The 22,847-nt window shown below is 66.2% G+C and carries 15 protein-coding genes and 1 pseudogene; 11 read left to right on the top strand and 5 right to left on the bottom strand.

What is annotated here, in order from left to right; translation table 11 throughout:
- The first annotated feature begins 1 nt into the window (after position 1).
- The 5 genes from AC3WL7_RS04635 to AC3WL7_RS04615 all read left to right on the top strand — a co-directional run bounded on the left by AC3WL7_RS04635 (position 2) and on the right by AC3WL7_RS04615 (position 7,675).
- Positions 2-994: a fimbrial protein gene (locus tag AC3WL7_RS04635; RefSeq protein ID WP_492749509.1), complete on the top strand. Its 993-nt coding sequence runs from the start codon at positions 2-4 to the stop codon at positions 992-994.
- A gap of 41 nt (positions 995-1,035) precedes the next feature.
- Complete coding sequence (locus tag AC3WL7_RS04630; protein ID WP_492749508.1) at positions 1,036-2,040, top strand: fimbrial protein; 1,005 nt, start codon at positions 1,036-1,038, stop codon at positions 2,038-2,040.
- A 45-nt stretch (positions 2,041-2,085) separates the two neighbouring features.
- On the top strand, positions 2,086-3,057 hold the full coding sequence (locus AC3WL7_RS04625; protein ID WP_492749507.1) for a fimbrial protein: 972 nt from the start codon (positions 2,086-2,088) through the stop codon (positions 3,055-3,057).
- Between the two features lie 437 nt (positions 3,058-3,494).
- Positions 3,495-4,562 carry an efflux RND transporter periplasmic adaptor subunit gene (locus AC3WL7_RS04620; protein WP_492749506.1) on the top strand — a complete coding sequence of 356 codons (1,068 nt, stop codon included), beginning with the start codon at positions 3,495-3,497 and terminating at the stop codon, positions 4,560-4,562.
- Positions 4,562-7,675, top strand: a complete 3,114-nt coding sequence (locus tag AC3WL7_RS04615) for an efflux RND transporter permease subunit (RefSeq protein WP_492749505.1) — start codon at positions 4,562-4,564, stop codon at positions 7,673-7,675. Before AC3WL7_RS04620 ends, AC3WL7_RS04615 begins: the two co-directional genes overlap by 1 nt.
- Positions 7,676-7,757: 82 nt before the next feature.
- Here AC3WL7_RS04615 and AC3WL7_RS04610 read toward each other — a convergent pair.
- Together AC3WL7_RS04610 and AC3WL7_RS04605 are read right to left on the bottom strand one after the other, a co-directional pair.
- Positions 7,758-8,159: pseudogene (locus AC3WL7_RS04610) on the bottom strand (hypothetical protein).
- A gap of 511 nt (positions 8,160-8,670) precedes the next feature.
- Entirely contained in the window at positions 8,671-11,022 is a 2,352-nt protein-coding gene (locus AC3WL7_RS04605; RefSeq protein ID WP_492749504.1) for an autotransporter family protein, read from the bottom strand.
- Positions 11,023-11,388: 366 nt separating this feature from the next.
- On the opposite strand from AC3WL7_RS04605, the gene AC3WL7_RS04600 reads away from it, so the two are divergent.
- Entirely contained in the window at positions 11,389-14,625 is a 3,237-nt protein-coding gene (locus tag AC3WL7_RS04600) for an autotransporter family protein (protein ID WP_492749503.1), read from the top strand.
- Between the two features lie 75 nt (positions 14,626-14,700).
- On the opposite strand, the gene AC3WL7_RS04595 is transcribed toward AC3WL7_RS04600, so the two are convergent.
- Positions 14,701-15,096, bottom strand: coding sequence for a hypothetical protein (locus AC3WL7_RS04595; protein ID WP_492749502.1), 396 nt, complete (start codon positions 15,094-15,096; stop codon positions 14,701-14,703).
- 595 nt (positions 15,097-15,691) lie between these two features.
- On the opposite strand from AC3WL7_RS04595, the gene AC3WL7_RS04590 reads away from it, so the two are divergent.
- The 3 genes from AC3WL7_RS04590 to AC3WL7_RS04580 are packed head-to-tail and all read left to right on the top strand — an operon-like array spanning position 15,692 to position 19,673.
- On the top strand, positions 15,692-16,330 hold the full coding sequence (locus AC3WL7_RS04590; protein WP_492749501.1) for a response regulator: 639 nt from the start codon (positions 15,692-15,694) through the stop codon (positions 16,328-16,330).
- A gap of 54 nt (positions 16,331-16,384) precedes the next feature.
- Complete coding sequence (locus tag AC3WL7_RS04585; protein WP_492749500.1) at positions 16,385-19,414, top strand: ATP-binding protein; 3,030 nt, start codon at positions 16,385-16,387, stop codon at positions 19,412-19,414.
- The gene (locus tag AC3WL7_RS04580) at positions 19,383-19,673 is read left to right on the top strand and encodes an Hpt domain-containing protein (RefSeq protein ID WP_492749499.1); all 291 of its coding nucleotides are present in this window, start codon (positions 19,383-19,385) and stop codon (positions 19,671-19,673) included. The genes AC3WL7_RS04585 and AC3WL7_RS04580 overlap by 32 nt, the downstream gene beginning before the upstream one ends.
- Positions 19,674-19,701: 28 nt before the next feature.
- Here AC3WL7_RS04580 and AC3WL7_RS04575 read toward each other — a convergent pair whose 3' ends face one another.
- Complete coding sequence (locus tag AC3WL7_RS04575; RefSeq protein WP_283221639.1) at positions 19,702-20,175, bottom strand: hypothetical protein; 474 nt, start codon at positions 20,173-20,175, stop codon at positions 19,702-19,704.
- A gap of 300 nt (positions 20,176-20,475) precedes the next feature.
- On the opposite strand from AC3WL7_RS04575, the gene yddG reads away from it, so the two are divergent.
- Both yddG and AC3WL7_RS04565 read left to right on the top strand, forming a co-directional pair.
- Entirely contained in the window at positions 20,476-21,426 is a 951-nt protein-coding gene (yddG, locus tag AC3WL7_RS04570) for an aromatic amino acid DMT transporter YddG (RefSeq protein WP_283221638.1), read from the top strand.
- A 387-nt stretch (positions 21,427-21,813) separates the two neighbouring features.
- Positions 21,814-22,245 (top strand): CBS domain-containing protein, encoded by a 432-nt coding sequence (locus tag AC3WL7_RS04565; RefSeq protein WP_079223479.1) that lies wholly within the window; start codon positions 21,814-21,816, stop codon positions 22,243-22,245.
- Positions 22,246-22,368: 123 nt separating this feature from the next.
- Here the strand turns inward: AC3WL7_RS04565 and AC3WL7_RS04560 are convergent, their stop codons facing one another.
- Entirely contained in the window at positions 22,369-22,797 is a 429-nt protein-coding gene (locus tag AC3WL7_RS04560) for a VOC family protein (protein WP_295517303.1), read from the bottom strand.
- Positions 22,798-22,847 lie beyond the last annotated feature (50 nt).

The following is a 22,847-nucleotide window of genomic DNA, read 5'->3' as shown; positions in this document are numbered from 1 at the left end:
CATGATGCGCCCAACAACCGGTGAACAGAGAAACGGCAAGGCGCTGGCAACCTGCCTGGGCCTTTTTCTCGCCGCCTTGGCAGCCCCTGCGCTGGCCTGCACCTCTTCTGGTGTGGGCACGGTGTACCTGACGGCAGACTTCAAGGCGTCCGATCCGCCGGGTCGAGTCGTGATTGTCAGTGGCCAGGCTACCTGGATGCGCGAATGCAGTATCACGCGTGCACATCCCATGGACGTCTCACTCGAGCCCAATGGGCTGACGCCGGTATCCACCATCGATTATGATGGAAAGACCTACGTGACCTATCAGCTGAGCGCAACGTCGCCGCTGTTCTTTTTCCCGGTCAATGTAAAGACCTCTGATCCAGGGGTTGGCGGCGGATACGAGCGCATTCCCGCCAGCGATCGTGCGGCGACGCCGGTCGTGTCCTACGCAACAGGGAGCGAGGAGTTGTTGACCTACCCGCACCTGGGTGTGGTGGCGCGCACGGGTATGCAGTCGGTACCGCAGACACTGCTGGGCGTGGAGGTAGTGCAGCACACGCAGTTTCCGCACTCCAACCGCCACACCGTCTTTGTCACGGTGAACGTTGAGCAACCCACCTGCGCGCTCCGCAGTGCAGGCTTCAGCCTTGCCGGAGTTTCAGCCGACGTGCTGGCCGCGCCGGGCAGCAGCAGCCGCGAACAGACCTTCCAGGTGGCCATGCGCTGCGATGCTGCAGGCGTACCGGTGAAGCTGACCCTGACCGACGCCAATGCGCCTGCGGCCACCGGCAGCCTGTTGACGCCCACGGCCAATGCCACCGCGCAGGGCGTGCAGGTGGAGCTGCTGCGTAACGGTGTACCGGTCGTGCTGGGGCAACAGTGGAACCACGGAGCGTCGAGCGCAGGTATGCAGAACATCGATCTGCAGGCGCGCTATACGCGTGTGCCTGGCAGCTTCAGCATTGGCGAAGTGGAAGGCCAGGCGGTGCTGACGGCGGATTACCGATGACGGCGCACGTGCGCGCGCGGCGCGCGAGAGGAACGTCTCTCATGAACATGACCCTCAATAATCGCCATGGTCGCGCAGCGGTGCTCGCCGCATTGGGTCTGTTGGCCTCGGCATCAGCGATGGCCTGCACCGGCCAGCACAACGCGGGCGGACCGGTGAACCTGGTGATTGATGCCTGGGATGATGTTGAGCAGGACAAGCTGATCGCGCCTTGGCAGCGCGGGGCAGGCGCCAATGCGCAGTTCCTGACGGGATGTGGCAACATGTCTGTTGTGCCGATGGATGTGATCTCCTCGATGCCGGAGCTGGAATTCGTCCGTAGCGTCATCGTGGAGGGCCAGACATATCCCGCCTTCGGGTTGATCGGGTATCCAGACTCTCCATTATTGATCTTCAAGCACCAGGTCTGGACCGCAGCGGGCAGCATTCGTGACGCGTATGTGCCGCTGGATGTACGAGGAACTACCCATTTTCCGTCCAAGCCGTTCGATACCAGTGGGCGTGGCTCGGATCTTTTGGTCGCTGCCATCTCACGGGGCGGCATCATGCAGCCGGTTCCCCCTACGTATGCGGGTACCGTTGCCGTCCAATCGCCGCTGTACCCGGCGTTCGTCAAGACAAGCAGCTTCACCGTCACCGCCAATCTGAAGGTGCCCACCTGCTCGTTTGCCGATACCGCCTTCACCCTGAAGGACGTAGCGGCCGCGGATCTGCCCGCAGCAGACACCGCCGCAGGCGAAAAGACCTTCAACGTGGTGATGGACTGTAACGGCCAGTTCCCGGTCACGATGAAACTGACCGATGCCAACGCAGCGGGCAACACCGGCAGCCGCCTGACGCCCACCGGCAATGCCACCGCGGGCAGCGTACGCGTGCAGTTGCTACGCGAGGGGGCGCCGGTGGTGCTGGGCCAGGCCTGGTCCATCGCGCAGAGTCAGATGGGCAACCAGAACATCGCGCTGTCGGCGCGCTACTACCGCGAAGCGGGCACGTTCCACAGCGGTGTAGTGGAAGGCCAGGCGGTGATCACCGCTACCTACCGCTGACTTGGCGCCGGTCACCTCCCATCGCTTACCTTTGAAGACGCCCCAATGAATCGCTCGCCATCGCCAAGCCGCCATCGCCTCTTCCTTGATCTCGCTGCAACCATGGCCCTGTGCGCCGTGACAGGCGGTGCATGGGCGTGCACCGCAACCGTAAACAGCAGCCTTGCACCGCATTTCCAGCAGGATGTCAGCTTTCCTGGTGCTGCGCTCCTTTCGGCAGTCGGACCAGAGTTCAAACTTACCGGATGCAATGCCAGCAGCATTCACGAGCTGACCATTCGCCGGGAAGGGCAGGGTCTGACCCCGGTATCCACAATTGTCTATGACGGCGCCACCTATGTGACCTACCAGACCAGCGATACCTCACCGCTGTACTTTTTCCATGCGCGCTCGACGAACTCTGGCGGTTTCCAGTTTGCTCTGAAGGATGGCGAGCCGCAGCCATTGCACATCCGTACGGTCAACGGCGGGCAGTTGATTGCGCATCCCTACATTGGTGTAGTCGCCCGAGCCGGAATGACCCATGCACCTTCCACGCCACTGGGGAAGTACGTGCTCGAGCACCCGCTGCTTGGCATTCGTGCCGAATCGACACTGTCGGCGTCGGTGACGATGCGCGTGGAGTCCTGTGCCCTGAACGATGCGCTCGTGTCGCTGCCGGATGTCGAGGCTGCCGATCTGGCAGCGGCTGGCAGTCATGCCCAGCAGACCGGGTTTAACGTGCGCATGACCTGCAGCTCGGCAGGCATCCCTCTGAGTTTCACGCTGACCGATGCGAACCAGGCCAGCAACACGGGTTCCCGGCTGGTACCCACGGCAGGCAGTACCGCCAAGGGTGTCAGCATCGAACTGTTGCGCGGTGGCACGCCTGTGGAGTTGCGTAAGACATGGAACCACGGATCTTCATCCGCGGGGGCACAGGACGTGCCGTTACAGGCACGCTACGCCCGCAGCAGCGGCGCACTGCAGCCGGGCAGTATCAGCGGGCAGGCGGTTCTGACGCTCGACTACCGGTGAGCCGAGCAGTCTGGGCTCTGTAGCGTTGAGCCATGCTCAGCGCTACAGAAGCGATTGCCCGGTGGAATCAGTCAGGCCGCGTAGACCTGCGTGTCCACATATTGCGGCAACCCATGGTAGGCCAGCAGCAGGCACGTTCCGCAATGGCTGCGGCACAGTGGCCGACTGCCGACTGCCGACTGCCGACTGCCGACTGCCGGCTGAACCGCACACTCAGCGCCGCGGCTTTTAAAACTTTTCGTATGGGAATTGCGGGTGGGCGGTGCGTTGAATGGCGGACGTCATTCCGCCGTCGCATGCATGCGGGCGGAGCCCACGGCCAACATGGAGCGCCGCCCATGCAGTTTCCGTTCAAACGTCTTACCCCCCTTATGCTGCTAGCCCTGCTTGCAGCCTGTTCGCCCTCCGCGCCAGAGGATGCCGCCGAGCTTCTACCGGTGCAGGTTCATACGCTGCAGCCCGAAGACGCCGCACTGCATGTAGTCCTTCCTGGCCGGGCCGTAGCCGCCCACGAAGCCGAGGTACGCCCGCAGGTGGATGGCATCGTGGCCAGGCGCCTGTTTGAAGAGGGCAGCGAGGTCCAGGCGGGGCAGCCGCTGTATCAGCTGGACGACATCACGCTGCGCGCGGGCCGGGATGAAGCCAAAGCGCGCTTGAACCACGCCTACGCCACCTGTGGCGCGGCCCGCGAGGAAGCCCGGCGCCTGGCGCAGCTGGCGGATTCGCAGCTGGTAAGCCAGCAGGACAAGGACCGCTCAGCGGCGGCCTACCAGCGCGCCGAGGCGGACATACAGATGGCGATGGCCTCGCTGCAGACCGCCAAGGTGGCGTTGGACCACGCGCGCATTGCCGCGCCCATCAGTGGCCGCATCGGACGTTCCAATGTGACCGAAGGCGCGCTGGTCACCTCGCACCAGCCCGAAGCGCTTGCCACGGTGCGCGGCTTGGACCCGATGTACGTGGATCTTTCGCAGTCTGCTGCCGAGTGGTTGCAGCTCAGCCGGGATATCGCCGATGGGCGGGTGACAGACAACCGGCAGCTGCCGGTGGATATCCAGCTGGAGGATGGCAGCCGCCTGCAGCAGACCGGCACCCTGCAGTTCTCCGATGTGAGCGTGGACCCGGCCACGGGCACATACGCGCTGCGGGTCCGTGTCGCCAATCCGGATGGCGTTCTGCTGCCGGGCATGTACGTATCGGCTTCCATTGGCGCGGGCGTGCGCCGCGATGCGCTGCTGGTGCCGATGCAGGCCGTCTCGCGCGATGCCACCGGCAGGACGCACGTCATGGTGGTGGACGGTGAGGGCACGGTCGCCAACCGTGCCGTCCAGCTGGGCCGGGCGCTGGGCGAGCGCTGGCTGGTGGATGACGGCCTGCAGGCCGGCGAACGCGTGGTGGTGCAGGGCCAGCACAAGCTGCAGCCGGGCAGCCGCATCGCTCCGGTGGAATGGAGCGCAGCTGCGGCGGGCACGACGGCCGTCGCATCCGCTGCCAGGGAGGGCTGATGGCGCGCTTCTTCATCGATCGTCCCATCTTTGCCTGGGTCATCGCGCTGCTGATCATGCTGGTGGGCGGCTTGGCCCTGGTGCGCATGCCGGTCGCGATGTACCCCGACGTGGCACCGCCCACCATCACCATCACCGGCATCTACCCCGGTGCGTCAGCCAGCGTCATCGAGGAAACCGTGGTGCAGGTGGTGGAGCAGCAGTTGGCGGGGCTGGACGGCATGCTGCACTTCTCCTCGCAGAGCTGCTCGTACGGCGGCTACGCGATGATCAACGTGGTCTTCAGGAACGGCATCGACCTGGACCAGGCGCAGACCCAGGTGCAGGGCCGGGTGCAGCTGGCCATGCCGTCGCTGCCCGAGGCGCTGCAACGCCGCGGGTTGGCCGTGACCAAGTCCAACGGCGGCTACCTGCAGATGCTGGCCTTCGTCTCTGAAGACGGGCGGATGAATGAAGCCGACGTCTCGGATTACGTAGGTTCCACCGTGGCCGACGCCATCCGGCGGGTGCCCGGGGTGGGGCAGGTGCGTGAGTTTGGCGGCAAGTACGCGATGCGTATCTGGCTGGACCCGGTGAAGATGGACCGCTACCAGTTGTCCGTTGATGAGCTGGTCAGCGCCATCGGCGCGGAGAACCTGCAGGTGCCGCTGGGCGAGGTCGGCGGCGCGCCTGCCGTGCAGGAGCAGCAGTTGAGCGCGTTCATTGAAGGTGCCTCGCCCAAGCGCACGGCGGCCGAGTTTGCCCAGGTAGTCATCCGCAGCAAAGAGCACGGTGGCATGCTGCGGCTGGGCGATGTGGCGCGCATCGAACTGGGGGCGGAAAGCTACGACTTCGGCAACCGCCTGAACGGCAAGCCCGCCGCGGGCATCGGCATTTCGCTTGCGCCGGGGGCCAACGCGCTTGAGACCCGCGCGGCCATCGACAAAGCGGTGGAAGCACTGGGCCCGGGCATGCCGGCGGGGGTGAAAGCGGTTGTTCCGTACGACACGACGCCCTTTGTGCGGCTGTCCATCAAGGGCGTGGTCAAGACCCTGCTGGAAGCGGTGGTGCTGGTGTTCGTGGTGATGTACCTGTTCCTGCAGAACCTGCGGGCGACACTCATCCCTACCATTGCCGTGCCGGTGGTGTTGTTGGGCACCTTCGGCATTCTGGCGTTCCTCGGCTTCTCGGTGAACATGCTGACGATGTTCGCCATGGTGTTGGCCATCGGCCTGCTGGTGGACGATGCCATCGTGGTGGTGGAGAACGTCGAGCGGACCATGGCCGAGGAGGGGCTCTCCGCCCGCGATGCCACGCGCAAATCAATGGACCAGATCACCGGCGCGCTGGTGGGCATCGGGGTGGTGCTGTCGGCCGTGTTCGTGCCGATGGCCTTCATGCAGGGCGCCACGGGTGTCATCTACCGGCAGTTCACCGCCACGCTGGTCTCTGCCATGGCGCTGTCGGTCATCGTGGCGATCATCCTCACCCCGGCCCTCTGCGCCACGTTGCTGAAGCCCGCTGCCCACGGCAGCGGGCACGCCGCGCAGGCGGGCGTGCTTGGGCGGTTGTTCGGCGCCTTCAACCGGCGGTTCGACAGCGCAAGTGCGGTGTACCAGCGCGGCGTCGGGGCAGTCCTTGCCCGGCCGCGGCGCTTCCTGCTGACGTTCCTGGCACTGGGCGCGGTGATGGCCGTGCTGTTCGTGCGCCTGCCCAGCTCGTTCCTGCCCAACGAAGACCAGGGCACGCTGGTGGTGCTGGTACAGACGCCGGTGGGTTCCACGCTTTCGCGAACCCAGGACGCGCTCGCGTTCGTGGAGAACTACTTCCTGCAGGAAGACCCCGTGGTCGAATCGATGTTCACCATTGCCGGCTACAACTACTCCGGCATGGGGCAGAACTCGGGCTTGGCCTTCCTGCGTTTGAAGGACTGGTCGGAGCGACCGGCGGCAGATTCGGCCGACGCCATTGTGGCCCGCGCGTCGAAGGCATTGGCCAGGCACGGTGATGCCAGCATGTACGTGCTTTCGCCGCCGCCCGTGCCCGGCCTGGGCGAGGTCTCCGGTTTCAGCTTCTTCCTGAAGGATGACGCGGGGCATGGGCATGCGGCGCTGGCGGCGGCGCGCGATCAGCTGCTCGCCGCCACCGCAGAGAATCCAGCGCTGGCCCGGATGCGCGCCAACGGCATGGCAGACGCGCCCACCCTGAGGATCGACGTGGACACCGCCCGTGCGCGTTCCCACGGATTGGACCCGGCCAACGCACTGGGCACCCTCAGTGCGGCGTGGGGCGGGCGCTACGTGGCCGACTTCGTGGACCGTGGCCGCACCAAGCGCGTGTATGTGCAGGCCGACGCGCCCTTCCGCATGAAGAAGGACGATCTGAACCTGTGGTCGGTGAAGAACGCGCAGGGCAGCATGGTGCCCTTCGCATCGTTTGCGCGCGCGGACTGGTCGCACGCATCGCCACGTCTGGAGCGGCAGAGTGGTGTGTCCGCCATGGAGATACAGGGTGAGCCGGCGCCGGGCGTTGCATCGGGGCGGGCGATGGCGGAAATCGAGCGGTTGGCGGCAGACCTGCCCGCAGGGTTCAGCCTGGAGTGGACCGGCGCGGCGGTGCAGGAGCAGGAGTCGCGATCTCAGGCGTTGCTGCTTTTCGTGCTGTCCATCGTGGTCGTGTTCCTCTGCCTTGCTGCGCTGTACGAAAGCTGGGCGGTACCAACGGCGGTGCTGCTGGTGGCGCCACTGGGCATCCTCGGGGCCGTCCTGGCCAACACGGTTGCCGGGCTGGAACGCGACATCTACTTCCAGGTGGCCATGCTCACCACGGTGGGCCTGACCAGCAAGAACGCCATCCTCATCGTCGCTTTTGCGCGGGAGCACCTGCAGAACGGCGCCGCGCTGATCGACGCCACGCTGCATGCCGTGCGCGACCGCCTGCGGCCGATCATCATGACCTCGCTGGCCTTCGGGCTGGGCGTGCTGCCGCTGGTGCTGGCCAGCGGTGCAGGATCGGGCGCGCAGCGGGCCATCGGCACCGGCGTGCTGGGCGGCATGCTGGTGGGCACCTTGCTGGGGCTGGTGTTCGTGCCGCTGTTCTTCGTGATCGTCATGCGCACGTTCGGCCGTCGATAGCACCGCCCCGCTGTAGCGCCGAGCGTAGGCTCGGCGCTATAGGAATCTACGGGTAGCGCCGGGCCACGCCCGGCGGAATGCCTCAGGCCACGTGCACCTGCTCGTCCACATATTCAGACAACCCACGGCACGCCAGCAGCAGGCCCTCGCGCACGTCGTTGCCTATCTGCTGCGCCTCATCGCCATCCTCGCGCACGCGCTCACTGGCGTGCAGCAGTTCCAGCAGTACGGTCAGCCCGGCGTTTGCCCGGTTGATGCGCGCCAGCGCCATGCACTGGCCGGTGGTGCGCCCTTTGCGCCGCAGCGGCTGGCCATCGGCGCCTTCCACCTGGCGGATGCGTTGCAGGCTGCCGAGCAGGGTGATGCCTTCTGCGGGCTGTTAGGCGGCAAGTGTGGTCTCCAGCGGCTGGGCGAGTTCATCGGGCAGCGTGTTGGCGGCTTCGCCGAGGGTGGCGAACAGATGCGGGTAACGATGCGCGTTCATGGCGGCTTCCTTATGCATGCGGCAAAGAAGCCACCCTGCTTAACAGCAAGGGTGGCGGACGGTACGTGGTTCCAATACCGGAGGTAACACCAGTGAAACGCCGGCGGGCACGAGGCCCCCACGCACCGCCCGCCATAGATGCGCGGGCAGAATGCCTGCCGGCGCCACCCACAGGGATGAGCGACGCCGGCAGACAAGCGTAACTGGTGTTACCTAACGGGATTGGAAGCCCGTGCCACCCGTTTTCGGTGGCCGTCCATCATTTGCATGCAGCGCCCATGCTGCCAATGAGAAAAGTTGGAAAGTAGAAAAAGTACGAATGTTTGCGGCGACGTGGTGAAAGCCGTCAACGCGTGCAGATCGCGACATTCTCTGTAGAGCCGAGCCTATGCTCGGCTGCTTCATCACGGTAGAGTCGAGCTTGCTCGACTGCGGCCGGACAGTCGAGCAAGCTCGACTCTACAGAAAGAAAAACGGCGCCGGATTGCTCCGGCGCCGTTTCAGTTCTGCCTTACCACTTGTACGCCACACTCAGGTTGGCGGTGGTTTCGCGGTACCCATGGTCACCGCGCATCACGCCCAGCCCAGCCCAGGCACTCAACCCGGAACGGAAGTCCACGCGCGCACCGGCATTCAGCTCGTAGCGGTTGCGCGGCACGCTGGCCTTCAGCGCTTCATCGTCAAAGGCCATGCCGTTGCTGGCGCCATCGCGGTACCAGTTGGCCACCACATACGGGCTGACCGACGCACCGGCGGTGCTGTGACCTTCGCCTTGCAAACGCAGGCCAGCGCGGCCGGACAGGCCACTGTCGCCCAGGCTGCGCACCACGGTGCCGTTGGCTTCGGTGTGGCGGTCGATGTTGGCATCGGTGTAGACCAGCTGCAGTTCCGGCTGCAGGTGCAGCGTGGTGTTGCCGATCTGGCCAACGCCGATGCGGTAACCGGCTTCCAGCGAGCTCTGCCAGATGTCCGAGTCGTAGCGCTCTTCGGCCAGGCCTTCGCCCTGCACGCGGTTGCGGAACTGGCCGCGCTGCACGCTGGCATCCACATACAGCGCATCGGTGCTCCAGCTGCTGTACACGCCCAGCGCGCCGCCGTTGACCTTGCCCTTGGCGCTGTAGCCGGTCAGCAGCGAACGCGAGGTGGCGCTGGACTGGGCCAGCGTGCCCATCACGCCCACGCGGCCGCGGCCCTCGGCGAACACGCCCAGGTCGGCACCCAGCTGCACGCGCGAGCGGTCCACGCGCAGGTCCAGCTGGTCTTCCACCGCCGACAGCTTGCTCTGGTTGGCGTCCACGCGGGCCCAGCCACGCACGCCGTCCTCAGCGGCCATGCTGCCGCCCTGGCGGTCGCGCCAGGAGTGGCGCAGCAGCTGGTCCATCGCGAACTGGTTGGCCAGGTACGCGCCGGCTTCCGGGCGCAGTACCGGGGTCGGGTCCACCGGATCAACCGGGTCCACCGGGTCGATCGGCTGGCATTCCGGCAGGGTCGGGTCCACCACGCACGGGTCCGGCACGGTGGCCAGTTCCGAGCGCAGGTACCAGCCGCCATTGGTGGCATCCTTGAACAGGAAGTACTCGTACTGCCCACCCACGGCGCGGCCCTGCAGGTCGAACTGGCCGTTGGACGCGCCGCCCACGCGGATCAGCTCGATGCCCTTGTCGGTCTTGGCGCCGGCGCCGCCGGCGTTGAGCACACGCACGTTGGCCTGGCCGCTGGTGTCGCCGCTCACGATCAGCTTGTCGGTGGCCGAGGTGTCATCGCCCAGCTGGGTGTTGAACAGGAGGGTGCCGCCGTTACCGGTGAAGGTGTCCACGTTGAGCGTGTTGAAGGTGCTGCCATTGCCCAGCGCGACGGTGCCGGTGTTGCCCAGGGTGAGGGCGCCAACGTTGCTGTCGCCGGTCAGCAGCCAGGTGGCATCGCTGTCGATGCTGGCGCTGGTGACGTTGAAGAAGCGGCCATCAATCTGCGCCTTGTTGCGCAGGACGGCATCCAGCGCGCCGTTGGGTACGGTGCTGGTGTCCAGGGTGACATTGCCGGCCAGCCGCGAGTCCTCCACGGTGAAATTGACGCGGGTGTCGCCATTGCTGATGGTGGTCTCACTGTAACTGCGGACCAGCAGCAGGTTGCCGTCACCGCCACTCAGCTGCGCGCCGTTGGCGATGTCGATCTCGTAAAGACCATCGCGGTTGCCGCGCGGCGCAACGCGGATGGCTGCGCCACGGCCCGATTGCAGAACGCTGCCATCCACCCGCAGTTGCAGCAGAGGAGTGCCGGAAAATTCACTGGAAAAGAGAAGCGCGCCAATGTTGTCCGCGACGATGTGGCTGCCATTACGTACGTCCATCTGCCCCTGCCACATGCGGATGCCCAGGCCGCTGGTGATGGAGCTTGCTGCGGGGTTGTCCTCCACGCGGATGCTCACGCCGTCCAGCGTCATTGACGCGCGCGAGATGGGCGGCAGGGCGCCGGCCGAGGCAATCATCAGTTCCACACCCGTGGTGGAGTTGCGGCCTGAAGGCGGCGCAGTCACCACGATGCGGCCACCGGTGATGAGGGCCGTGGCGTTGTCGTCCAGACGTACGCCGCCGCCCAGGAAGTCGGTGTTGTTGGCGACCAGTAAGCTGTTGCCACTATTGAACACGGCATTCTGCGCCGACCCCGGACGGATGACGGCTGATTCCAGGCGCACCTGCGATGTATCGCCTGCCTCGATGAAGTTGCTGCTGGCGCCGGTTACCGTCAGCAGCGAGCCGTTGCGGAGCTGCCAGCTCTCCACCGGATCACCGGCCACGACATGTCGGGTCTGGTTATCCAGCACTTCGGCCGAGGCCAGTGCGGGCGACGCGGCCAAGGCTGCCATCAAGCACTGGCGGAGCAGGCAGGGGGTAGGGATGCGGTTCATGCGGATATCTCTCTCTATCTCTATTGGAAGGGAGGCATGCGTGGCAATCACCGAGTCGGCGAGACGACCCTGAATGGGAGTCTGCGGCAAAATCGTGCGAAGTGCGAACGCGGTGGTCGTTTCTGGCCTGTAGTTTCCCCTCACTCCGTGCCCACCCCAATACAACATGTTGTAAAGCGGGTTTGACCCTCGAGGGACAGTTGTGCACGGTTAATAACTGCTGTAGGACCGCGACATTGCGTCGCAGGCGGACTGCAATGGATTTGATTTTCCACCGCGGCTTCCCGGCCGAGCATGGCCCTCCCTTATGGAAAGGAGAGAGCCATGAAGTTTCCCCCCCTTCGCCAGCACCGCCTGGTATTGGCAATGACCGTCACGCTATTGGCCTCGCAGCCGGCCACCGCACAGCGGGTCATTGCAGACGGTGGCGAACAGACCCCCGTCGCAGGCGACTACCGCACCACCGAGCCGGTACTGCCGGGTGACCCGGCGGGGCACGCGTTCTACGCCATCAACGGCGGCCGCATTCTGCCCACCGGCCCGGTCAACCTGTTCACCGAGGGCGCGCGTGCGCACGCGGCCCACGCGGAAGGCGCCGGAAGTTACCTGCAGTTGCACGGTGGCTCGGTCAACACAGCCGGCAGCGGTGCAGCGGGACTGTCAGTGGCGTCCGGTGCGGCACTGAGCGCCACGGGCGTGAGCATCACGACCACCGGCAACAGCGCGCATGGGGTGATCATCGCCGACGGCAGCGCCGCGCTGAAAGATGTGCACATCCAGACCAACGGCGATGGCGTCCGCTTGACCGGAGCGGGCAGCCTTGAAATGCAGGGCGGCCAGATTGATGTACGGCGCGCTGGTGCGCATGGCGTGTATGCCAATGCAGGCACCGCGCAGTTGACCGGTACCACCATCAATCTGCACGGCGCCAACAGCACCGGCGTGATGGCCACCGGTACGGGTCAGGCGTTCCTGCAGGATACTTCGCTGTCGGGTGATGCCTACGGTGCAACGGGCGTGACTGCCCAGACCGGCGCATCGGCGCACCTGCACAACGTGCAGATCGCGTTGGGTGGCAGTGATGCCGTCGGTGTGGCGCTGGGTGGGGAAGTGGACATTGTCGTCAGCCGCATCCATGTGGCCGAAGGGCGCGCTGTTTCGCAGACCGGTGGCACGTTGCGCGTGCGCGACAGCGAGCTGATGGGCGAGACTGCGCTGCGGTTGATGCGTGACAGCAAGGTAGCCATCGCCAGCAGCGCGGTGACCGGTCGAACCATGGCGCTGTTCATCAACGGGCCGGACGCCGAGGTGGACATTGAGGGCAGCGTGATCAGCAGCGAGGACGGCATTGCCGTCTGGATGCCGAACCGCGGCAACCTGCTGGTGCGCGACAGCGAAGTGCGCGCGAACGGAACCGGCGGCCATGCCATTGAGGCCCGTGCAGGCCACGTGGCGCTGGCAGGTAGCCGGGTTGCCACGCAGGGGCGCAGTGCGTTTGCCCTGGTGGCGCAGGACGATGCAAGCAACCGCCCCCTGATCGAGGCAGTGAATACACAGATTGAAACGCGCGGTGATGATGCCTACGCGATCATCGCCCGAAGCGGCGGCAGCGTGCGGCTGCAGGGCAGCGCAGTGCTCACCACGGGAGAGCGTTCGCATGGGCTCATCACCGGCGGAGCCGGCGAGACCGCTCTGCTCAATACGAACGTGCGCACCGAAGGAGAAGCCGCCTGGGCTGCAGTGGTCAATGACAACGGCAAGCTGTCCATCGACGGCGGCTCGCTGGTGAGCGCGCAGCACGGTGGCGTGTGGGTGCGCAGCAGCCGCGACCCGGGTTTGACCTTGAGCAACGGCGCGGTGGTGTCCGGCGGCAATGGCATCGGCGTGGCATTGGACGCCGCGGTGGCCGGTCGCTTCAATGTGACGCTGGACGGCGGCTCGCAGATGATCGGCGACATCGTCATCACCCCCGAAGACGAGGACGCCGGCCTGGTGCCGCAGTCGGAGGTGCACGTGCTGCTGAGCGGCGGTGCGCTGTGGCAGGGCAGCTCGCAACTGGTGCAGGGCATGGCGCTGGACGGTGGCAGCCAGTGGACGCTGACCGGCGATGCCCGCGTGCAGGATCTAGCCGTGCGCGACAGCGTGGTGGCGCTGTCTGATGGCAGTGGTCGCTTCAACGTTCTGACCGTAGACGGCGATCTGCACAGCGAAGGGTCCACCTTCCTGTTCAACGGGGCGCTGGCCGGTGACACCTCGGATATCGACCGCCTGCATGTGCGTGGCGATGCCAGCGGCGATGCGTCCATTGTGGTGAACAATATCGGTGGCGTGGGTGCGGCCACCTTCGATGGCATTCAGTTGATCCGCATCGACGGCGCGTCGCTGGCGGATTATTCGCTGGCCGGGCGTGCGGTGGGCGGCGCCTACGAGTACTTCCTGTTCAAGGGCGGCCTGTTGGACCCCAACGATGGCAACTGGTACCTGCGTTCGCAGTGGTCCGATATCTGCGAGGAGGACCCGAATGCGCCGGGCTGTGTGGTGGACCCGGTAGATCCCATTGATCCGATCGACCCGGTTGACCCGGTTGACCCGGTTGACCCGATCGACCCGGTTGACCCGATCGACCCGGTCACGCCGCCGCCGGTGCTGCGCCCTGAAGCAGGTGCCTACCTGGCCAACCAGTCGGCAGCAGTGAACATGTTTGCGCACCGCCTGGGCGACCGCATGGGGGCCATTGCGATGGGCGATGAGCGTGCCGCTTGGGCGCGGGTGGGCCGCAGCACTGCCGACTTCACTGCCGTGGGCAACCAGCTGGCCGTGGATGGCAACACCTCGGTGCTGCAGATCGGCAGCGACGTGCTGCGGCGGGGTAATGCTGCGTTCGGCGTGATGCTGGGTAGCGGCCGCGCCGACAACACCGTGGTATCGCGCCTGACCGGTTACAGCGCCAAGGGGCGCGTGCAGGGCACTGCGGTGGGCCTGTACGGCACCTGGCTGCAGCAGGCCGATGGCACCGAAGGCGCCTACGTGGATGCGCAGCTGCAGTACGGCCGCTTCAGCAACCGGGTGCAGGGTGTTGCGCTTGCACGTGAAGCGTACGACTCGCGCACGCGCAGCGGCTCGCTGGAGGGCGGCTACACATTCGCTGTGTGGCAGGGCGCATCCAGCAACCTGTATGTGCAGCCGCAGGTGCAACTGACCTATACCGATTACGACGCCGATCGACACGTGGAAAGTAATGGCACGGTCGTGGATGGCGCAGAGGCAGGCGGGCTGGCCGGACGCGTGGGTGTGCGCGCGTTCGGCCGGCGCGCAGGCATGGGCACGGTGGTGCAGCCCTATCTGGGCGTGAACTGGCTGCGCAGCAGCGGCCGCAACGCCATTGATTTCCGTGCTGAGACGCTGCGCGCGGATATGCCGCGCAACCGCTATGAAGTGCAGGCCGGTGCCGAGCTGAAGATCAGCCAGCGCCTGGACGCATGGGGCGGCCTGGGCGTGGAGCGGGGCGATCACGGCTACCGCAATGTGAGCGGCCAGGTGGGTCTTCGCCTGGGCTGGTAAGTGAAGAAGGCGGGGTCAGATCGCAATAGGATCTGACCCTCGCCGGTAGCGCCGGGCCATGCCCGGCGGAATGCCTCAGGCGGCCTGCACCTGCTCGTCCACATACTCGGACAACCCACGGCAGGCCAGCAGCAGGCCCTCGCGCACGTCGTTGCCGATCTGCTGCGCCTCATCGCCATCCTCGCGCACGCGCTCGCTGGCATGCAGCAGTTCCAGCAGTACGGTCAGACCGGCATTCGCCCGGTTGATGCGCGCCAGCGCCATGCACTGGGCCGTGCTGCGCCCTTTGCGCCGCAGCGGCTGGCCATCGGCGGCGTCCACCTGGCGGATGCGCTGCAGGCTGCCCAGCAGGGTGATGCCCTCCTGCTGGGCGGAGAGGGTGGTTTCCAGCGGCCGGGCGAGTTCATCGGGCAGCGTGTTGGCGGCTTCGCCCAGGGTGGCGAAGAGGTAGGGGTAACGTGTAGTGCTCATGACGGCTTCCTTATGCATGTAGCGAAGAAGCCGCCCTGCTTGACGGCGAGGGCGGCGGACGGTGCGTGGTTGCAATACCGGTGAAAAACGTAGCGAAACGCCGGCGGGCCGAAGCCCCCACGCACCGCCCGCCATGGAGGCGGGGGCAGAATGCCTGCCGGCGCCACCCACAGGGGATGGGCGACGCCGGCAGACAAGCGTAACTACGTTTATCAGACGGGATTGCAAGCCCGTGCCACCCGTTTTCGGTGGCGGTACATGATTCGCATTGGGCACCCGTGCTGCCAATGAGGAAAATTTCAAAATAGAAAAAGTACGAATATTTGCAGCGACGTTGCGAAAGCCGTCGATGCGTGCAGATTGCGACAAACCTGTAGCGCCGAGCCCATGCTCGGCTCGTCGCACGCAGCCGAGCATAGGCTCGGCGCTACAGAAGCAATGAGTGGCGCCAAATGCGTCAATCGGCGCCGCACATACCGCGACGATAATTCCGGAACTGCGCCCCAGAAGGGGAATATCCAAGTAGTTGCATTGAATTATCGTGGGACTGGGAACAAGGTTGCAGCACCGCTGAGACGTGCCTAGGGAGAGCGCCGTGTACAGAGTTGTCGTTGCTGATGATCACCCTGCCGCGCGTCTTGGAATGAAACTGGTTGCAGAGATCTGGGGGCGGTGCGATGTGGTCGCAGAGGTCGCAAACGGCCGGGATCTGGTCGAGGCCATCGAGGCGGAATCTGCGGATCTGGTCATCACTGACCTCAGCATGGCGCAGGCGGGATCCACCGACGGCCTGGCGCTGATCAAGCTGCTCAGGCGCCGCTACCCAAGGGTCAGAGTGGTGGTAATGACGATTTCCGGTAGCGCGGTAATCGTCGATGCCCTGGTCGGGCTGGGCGTCAGTGGCGTGGTGTCCAAGCGCGACGAGGTTGACGAGCTGCTCGAGGCGCTGCGCAATGTGGAACGCGCCGGTACGCATGTCGGAAAAAGTTTCCAGGGTGAAGACCTGATCCCAGAGGTCACTCTTCCCGAAGCGGAGTTGACCAAGGCCGAGATCGACGTGCTCAGGCAGCTCGCAAACAACCTTTCGGTCACGGCCATTGCCGCGCGCAGCTCGCGCAGCGTGGCGACCATCAGCAAGCAGAAGACCAGTGCGATGAAGAAGCTGGGCCTGGTGGACACCATGCAGCTCTATACCTATCTGAGATCGCTGCGAGGGGGCGTCCGCACCGGCTGACTGCCGTGCCGGCAGCGGTGACCGTCCAACTACCCCAGCAAGGAGAACACTGGCTTGACCCGGAGACTTGTGGCGGCGCTTGCTGCCCTGTTCCTGTTGTGCGTGCTTGCACCACCTGCGGGTGCGCGCGGGGAAGAACCCTCTGCTGCCGGCGGCCACGCCTCTTCGGCCCTACACCTCAGCCCTGCCCAACAGCGGTTCATCGCCGAACGGCCGGTGGCGGTGGTGGGGTTCGTGGGGAACTGGCCTCCGTTCGAAATGGCGGAAGACGGTCAGCCCGCGGGGCTCTCGCCGGAGTTGCTTGCCGATCTGGCGAAGCGGTTGGGGCTGACGCTTCGCTTCGAGCGGTTCAGTGGTTTCCAGGAACTTCTGGCTGCCGCCTGCTCAGGCCGCGTCGACGTGCTGATGAACGTCTCGCTGAGCGCCGGCCGCACCCGCTGCCTGGTCTATACGGACCCCTATGCAGAGGCCCCGGTCGGGCTGATCGCGTACCCCCATGATCCGCAGCTGCGCGCCGACCCCGCGCTGGTGGGCGTGCGTCTGGTGACCACGGCGGGTGCTGCAACGGAAGAGTATGCGAGGAAGCGGTTCCCCCAGGCTGTGCACATCGGCGTTTCAGCGCCCCTGGAGGCGATGGAACTGGTTGCCGAGGGAAGCGCTGATGTATTCCTGGGCGACGCGCAGGTGGCAACGCGCCTGCTGCAGAACCCGCGCTTCCAGGCGTTGGCGCTGGTGCGGCCGAGTGGGCTGCCGAACGATCTGCTGCACTTTGCGGTGCCCAATGCGAAGCAGCCGCTGGTGGAGGCCTTGAATGAGGCGCTCGGTTCGCTCAGCGCCGCCGAGCGGCAGGCGTACCGCGACCGCTGGCTGGCCCCGCTTGCCTGGAACGAACGGGGCGAATTCGCCTTGAGTGCCGAGGAAGAGCAGGCGATGCGCCACACGTTGCGCGTGGGCTGGCCCAGCGATTTCGCGCCGATTGCGTTCGCCGACAGGAGCGGGCGCCCCTCGGGGCTGGCCAGCGAATACCTTCGCAAGCTGCGGGTGATCGGCGCTCAGTTCAGCCCGGTGCAGCCGGCGCCGTGGAAGAGCATCCGCGAGGCGATCCGCGAGGAGGCCGTGGACGTGGTGGTGGCCGTGCCGCGCGATGGCACGTGGTTTGGCGGGGATTGGATCTACAGCCAGCCCTTTGCAACGGTCGCCAACGTGGTGGTTGCTGCACGGGATGGGGCCGATATCCGTTCGCTGGGCGATCTGAACGGGTTGCGCGTTGCGTCGTCCGACCCGGAGCGGCTTGCGGGGTATGTGCAGTCGGTCGCACCACGGGCGCGGGTGGTGCCGGTGCCGAGTACGGAGCGCGGCCTTCAGGACGTCGTTGCGGGGCGTGTGGATGTCTATGTCGGCAACCTGGCCGCCATCGACGCGGTGATCCGCGCCCGGCATTCGGGGCAACTGGAGGTGGTGGCCACGACCGGGCTCTCCGACGAGCTGAGTTTCGCGGTACAGCGCCAGCATGCGCCGTTGGTGACGGTGATGGATCGCATGCTGTCGCAGATGGATCCCGGCGAGAAGCAGGATCTGCGCAGCAAGTGGATTGCAGTGAGCTACGGCAACGGGGTGGACTGGGCCACGCTCTGGCGCTGGCTGGCACCGGTGCTTGGCATCCTGCTGACCGCCATCCTGGTGCAGGGCTGGAACCAGGTGCGGCTTGCACGCGAGGTGCGGCGGCGCAAGGACACCGAGGTCGAACTGGAGCGGGCGCGGGCGCTGGCGGAACGGGCGGCCGAGGCGAAGGCCGGATTCCTGGCGACGATGAGCCACGAGATCCGCACCCCGATGAGCGCCATCATGGGCATGGTCGAAATTCTGGATGGCACGGAGCTGACGCCGGACCAGACGGACATCCTGGCCATCGTCGGCGAGGCCACCCGCACCCTGCGGCTGCTGCTGGACGATGTGCTGGATGTTTCGCGGCTGGAGGGCGGTGGCATGCAGCTCAATCCGGCCGCGACCGATGTGACCGCGCTGATGTCGGGCATCGGTGAGCTGATGGAGCCTGACATCTGGCGCAAGGGCGTTGAGCTCAACATCCGGATTGATCGTGATCTTGCGCCGGTGTACCTGCTGGATGAACTGAGGCTGCGCCAGATTCTGTTGAACCTGGTGGGCAATGCCACGAAGTTCACGGCGCAGGGTTCGATTGACCTGTCCGTTGACGTGCTTGCGCCGAAGCCCGGGGAAGCGACGCAGCGGCTGCGTTTTGCCGTTGCCGATACCGGCATCGGCATGAGCGCCGAACAGTTGCAGGGTGTGCTGGAACCCTTCGTGCAGGCAACCGCTGCCACTGCACGGGAGCACGGTGGCACCGGCCTGGGCCTGGCGATCGTAAAGGGACTGGTCGAGTTGATGGGCGGAACCGTGGTCATCAGCAGTGCGCTCGGCCGCGGCACCGAGGTGAGCTTCGTCCTGGAGGCGCCGCTGGCACAGCGGCAGGCCGGAGAGCATGCGGAGGAGGCGACGCCGCCCATGCCCCGCCGCTGGCGCGTGCTGGTGGCCGAAGACGATGCCGCGAACCGGCTGATGATGCAGTACCGGCTGGATATCCTGGGCCAGGACGTTGTTGTGGCCGCCGACGGTGCACAGGCATTGGAGAAGCTGAAGCGCGCGGGCGACATTGATCTGCTGCTGACCGATTGCCAGATGGCCGGCATGGATGGCTATGCGCTGATGCGGGCCGTGCGCGGGTCGGACGATGCAGCCATGGCGCGGCTGCCGATGGTGGCGATGACGGCCAGCACGTCCGACGCGGTCATGCAGGCATGCACCTCGGCCGGGGCGGACGGTGTGCTGCTGAAGCCGTTTGATATCGCGGCGCTTCGTTCCACGATGATGCTGCTTCTGGGGGGCGAGGAGGCTGGGCCGCCATCGGGCTCGGTGCCATCCTTCGAAGGGCGAGCCTGCGACACGGGTGCCCCGGACGCGCTGCAGGCGGTGGCGGACCACGCCTGGCAGGCGCTCTGCCGCCAGTTGGGGGGGCGCGGCGGTGGCCGTGCAGATGGTCGATGTTCTCGCCGTCGCGTTCGGTGAGGATGCGCCCGCCCTTCGGCAGGCACTGTTGGCGGGGGAGGCCGGGGAGGTGCGCCGGCGCATCCACCGCATCACCGGTGGGCTGGCGGTGACCGGTCTGATTGCGTTGGCCGACGAAGGAAAACGGCTTGAGGAGGCGTACAACGGCGGCTGCGCGCTGCACCCGCAGGTAGAGCACTTCCTGCAGGCGGCGGGTGCCGCGATTGCGCAGTTGTTGGTGTGCGCGCGTGCGTCACTGCACGCGCCAGCCCCGCTGTGACGGAGCCGGCGCGCGTCTGGCAGGTGCCTCAGGGTTCCTGGTAGCCGCGCTCGTCGTAGCCGCCATAGACCAGGCAGGTCAGCTGTGCCGAGCCGTCCTGGGCGATCGACAGCACACCCATGCTGGTATCGCGCTCGGGCTTGCGGCCGAGCTTGGAGGCGGTGCGTACCGCGGCGGCGTTGGCCGAGAGCTGGGCGGTGTAGCTGGCGCCCAGTTCACCATCGGGATCGATGTAGACCGACACCGAGCGGACGTGCAGGCCGAACACGGTGAACGGCACGGGCGGCTTGATCGGTTCGTCGGTGCCATCCAGCTTGCTGGACAGGCCTGCAAGGGCCTTGGCGGCGGCATCCGGGTCGGCGCGGCATTCCAGCGCGGCCTGCAGGGTCGGTGCCAGCTTCTGCCAGTGCGCCGCGTCGATGGTCGTGGCGGCCTGTGCCGCCGGCATGGCCAGCAGGGCAGCGATGATCGGGGCGAATGTGCGGGTGGGGGACAGCGTCATTGCAGTCATTCCTTTGCATGCGGGCCGGGAATTCTACGCAAAGCCACCTGGATGAACAGCGCCATATTGCGGCGCAGCATCGAAGGCGTACAATCCGCCTCGGCCAGTCGGCTGCTGTAACCCGCCTCCCGCCGTACCCCCCTGCAACGCACAGTGCCGGGGCGTTCCGGGGACGTCGCTACGGACCAGCGCACTCCCCAGGACCCACGCGTCCGCATGACCTGCCTGTCCCGCTGTCGGGGCCGGGCGCATCGCTGCGCGTGCCTTTCAACCGAAACGCCCTTAGTTGTCGTCGCCCCCATGTACGGCTTCCGCGCCCTGCGCGCCTCCGCGTCACCCCATCTTCCCACCCTCATCGGCGCCAGCGCCGTGCTGCTGTGGAGCCCGGTCCTGGGCATGCTGCGCACGATCACCGAGATCTTCGGTGCGGTCGGTGGCGCCGCGTTGGTCTTTACCGCTGCCGCGGTGTTTTCGGCGCTCATCCTGGGCGTGCCGCGCCCCTCGCAGCTGCCGCGTCGCTACCTGCTGATCGGCGGTGCATTGTTCATCGGCACCGAGATCTCGCTGTCGCTGTCCATCGGCATGGCCCACCACCGTGGGCAGGCGCTGGAACTGGTGATGATCAATTACCTGTGGCCCTGCCTGACGGTGCTGCTGACCGTTCTCACCCGCATGCAGCGCGGCAACTGGCTGCTGCTGCCGGCCACCGTGCTGTGCCTGCTGGGCGTGGTGCTGGTCATCACCGGCGAAGGCGCGTGGTCGCCGGCGATGTTGCTGGCCAACCTTCGCAGCAACCCGCTGGCGTACGCGCTGGCGCTGGCGGCCTCGTGCATGTGGGCCACCTATTCGGTGGTGACCAAGCGCATCGGTGGCTCGCGCAATGCGGTGCCGTTGTTCATGGTCGCCACCGCCGTGGTGCTGTGGCTGAAGTACGCGCTGGGCGATGCGCCGCCGCTGCACCTGCACTGGGGCGGCCTGGCCCAGGTGGCGGTGTTCGGCCTGCTGACCGCCACCGCCTATTCGTGCTGGAACCATGGCCTGCAGCACGGCAACGTCACCTCGATGGCGATCTTCTCCTACTTCGCGCCTGTGCTGTCGGTGCTGTGGAGCAGCGTGTGGCTGTCGCTGCAGCCGGGCATGGGCTTCGTGCAGGGCGTGGCCTGCGTCACCGCCGGTTCGCTGCTGTGCTGGTGGGCCACCCGCGCGCGGCCGCTGCCGCCGCCGGCACCGCCGGCCGCACATACCGCCTGACGGCCAGCCTGCACCGACCTGACTTTGCACGGTCAGGCGGTTGCGCGTGCGTCGGCCGCGCGGTGGCGAACTTGAGCCGCTTGAAAGCGCTGTATTCAGCGCCGGTTTTGCCGCGGGTGCGATTCTCGGAATCGTCGACAGGTTCCACGACGAAGCGTCCCATCGGTGCCGGTAGTGGCCGGGCAGGGCAGTCGTAGAATCGAATCGTCCGAGGCCCCTGCGGGTTGCCCTTCACCGGCCTCGTTCGCGTTGCAGCACCGTGCTGGCCGATGCAGTCCCGCGGCCACCCCGTGCGCCAGACGTGCGCTGAAAGGTCTGTTCCCGGGGAGGGGGCGATTCGGAAGAGCACACTTTTTTGACTTCAGTGACCTGCACCAGGAAACAAGAATGAACGTCCGCGAACTCCTGCAATCCAAGAAAGAAGCTGTCATCACCATCGATTCGGAAGACACCATCGGTGCCGCCGCCCACAAGATGAGCGCGAATAAAATCGCTGCCCTGGTGGTGATGAAGGACGAGGTGCCGGTCGGCATCATCTCCGAAAAGGACATCGTGCGCAGCCTGGCCGACGACGGCCCGCAGGCCGGCCGCCGGGTGATTTCCACCGTGCCGACCACCGGCCTGGAAGGCATCGCACCGGAGGCCACGCTGAAGCAGGCCATGTCCCTGATGACCTACTCGCGCCGCCGCCACCTGATGGTCACCGATGGCAACCGCCTGATCGGCATCCTCAGCCTGGGCGATATCGTGAAGAACGTGCTGGGCGAGCTGGAGCTGGAAAAAGCCGTGCTGCAGGACATCTACATGGCGGCCCACTGAGGCAGCCACGCAGGACGAACGAAGCCGGGCACTGCCCGGCTTCTTCGTTGTTGGCCCCGGGCCACGCCCGGCGTTTCTGGTGGGTAGCGCCGGGCCATGCCCGGCGAGCACGCAGCGCTGGAATCAGAAACTGACCTTCACCGAATCCGCGCTGTACGTGGCCGGGCCGTGGTAGACCACTTCGATGTTGTTGCCGTCCGGGTCGAGCACGAAGGCGCCGTAGTAGCCCGGGTGGTAGGGGCGTTCGCCCGGTGCGCCGTTGTCGGTGCCGCCAGCGGCCAGGGCGGCGGTGTGGAAGGCATCGACCGTGGCCGCGTCGCGGGCCTGGAAGGCGAGGTGGTGGCGGCCGGTCAGCTGGCCGGCGGCGGCTTCGCTGCTGGCGGTGGAAATGAACAGCTCGTCGGCCCAGAAATAGTCCGGGCCTTCACCGGCAATGGGAATGCCGATGCTGTCGAACACCGCCTGGTAGAAGCGGCGGCTGGCGGCCAGGTCGCGCACCACCAGCTGCAGATGATCGATCAGGCGCCCGCGATGCAGTTCCATCGTTTCCATGCGTACCTCTACAAGAAGGGGACCGCTGTGGTAGCGCCGGGCCGTGCCCG

It is taken from the genome of Stenotrophomonas sp. FW305-3-2-15-E-LB1, assembly GCF_058787375.1.
Note: the sequence above shows the minus strand (reverse complement) of the source record. Positions and strands in the feature narration are given on the sequence as shown.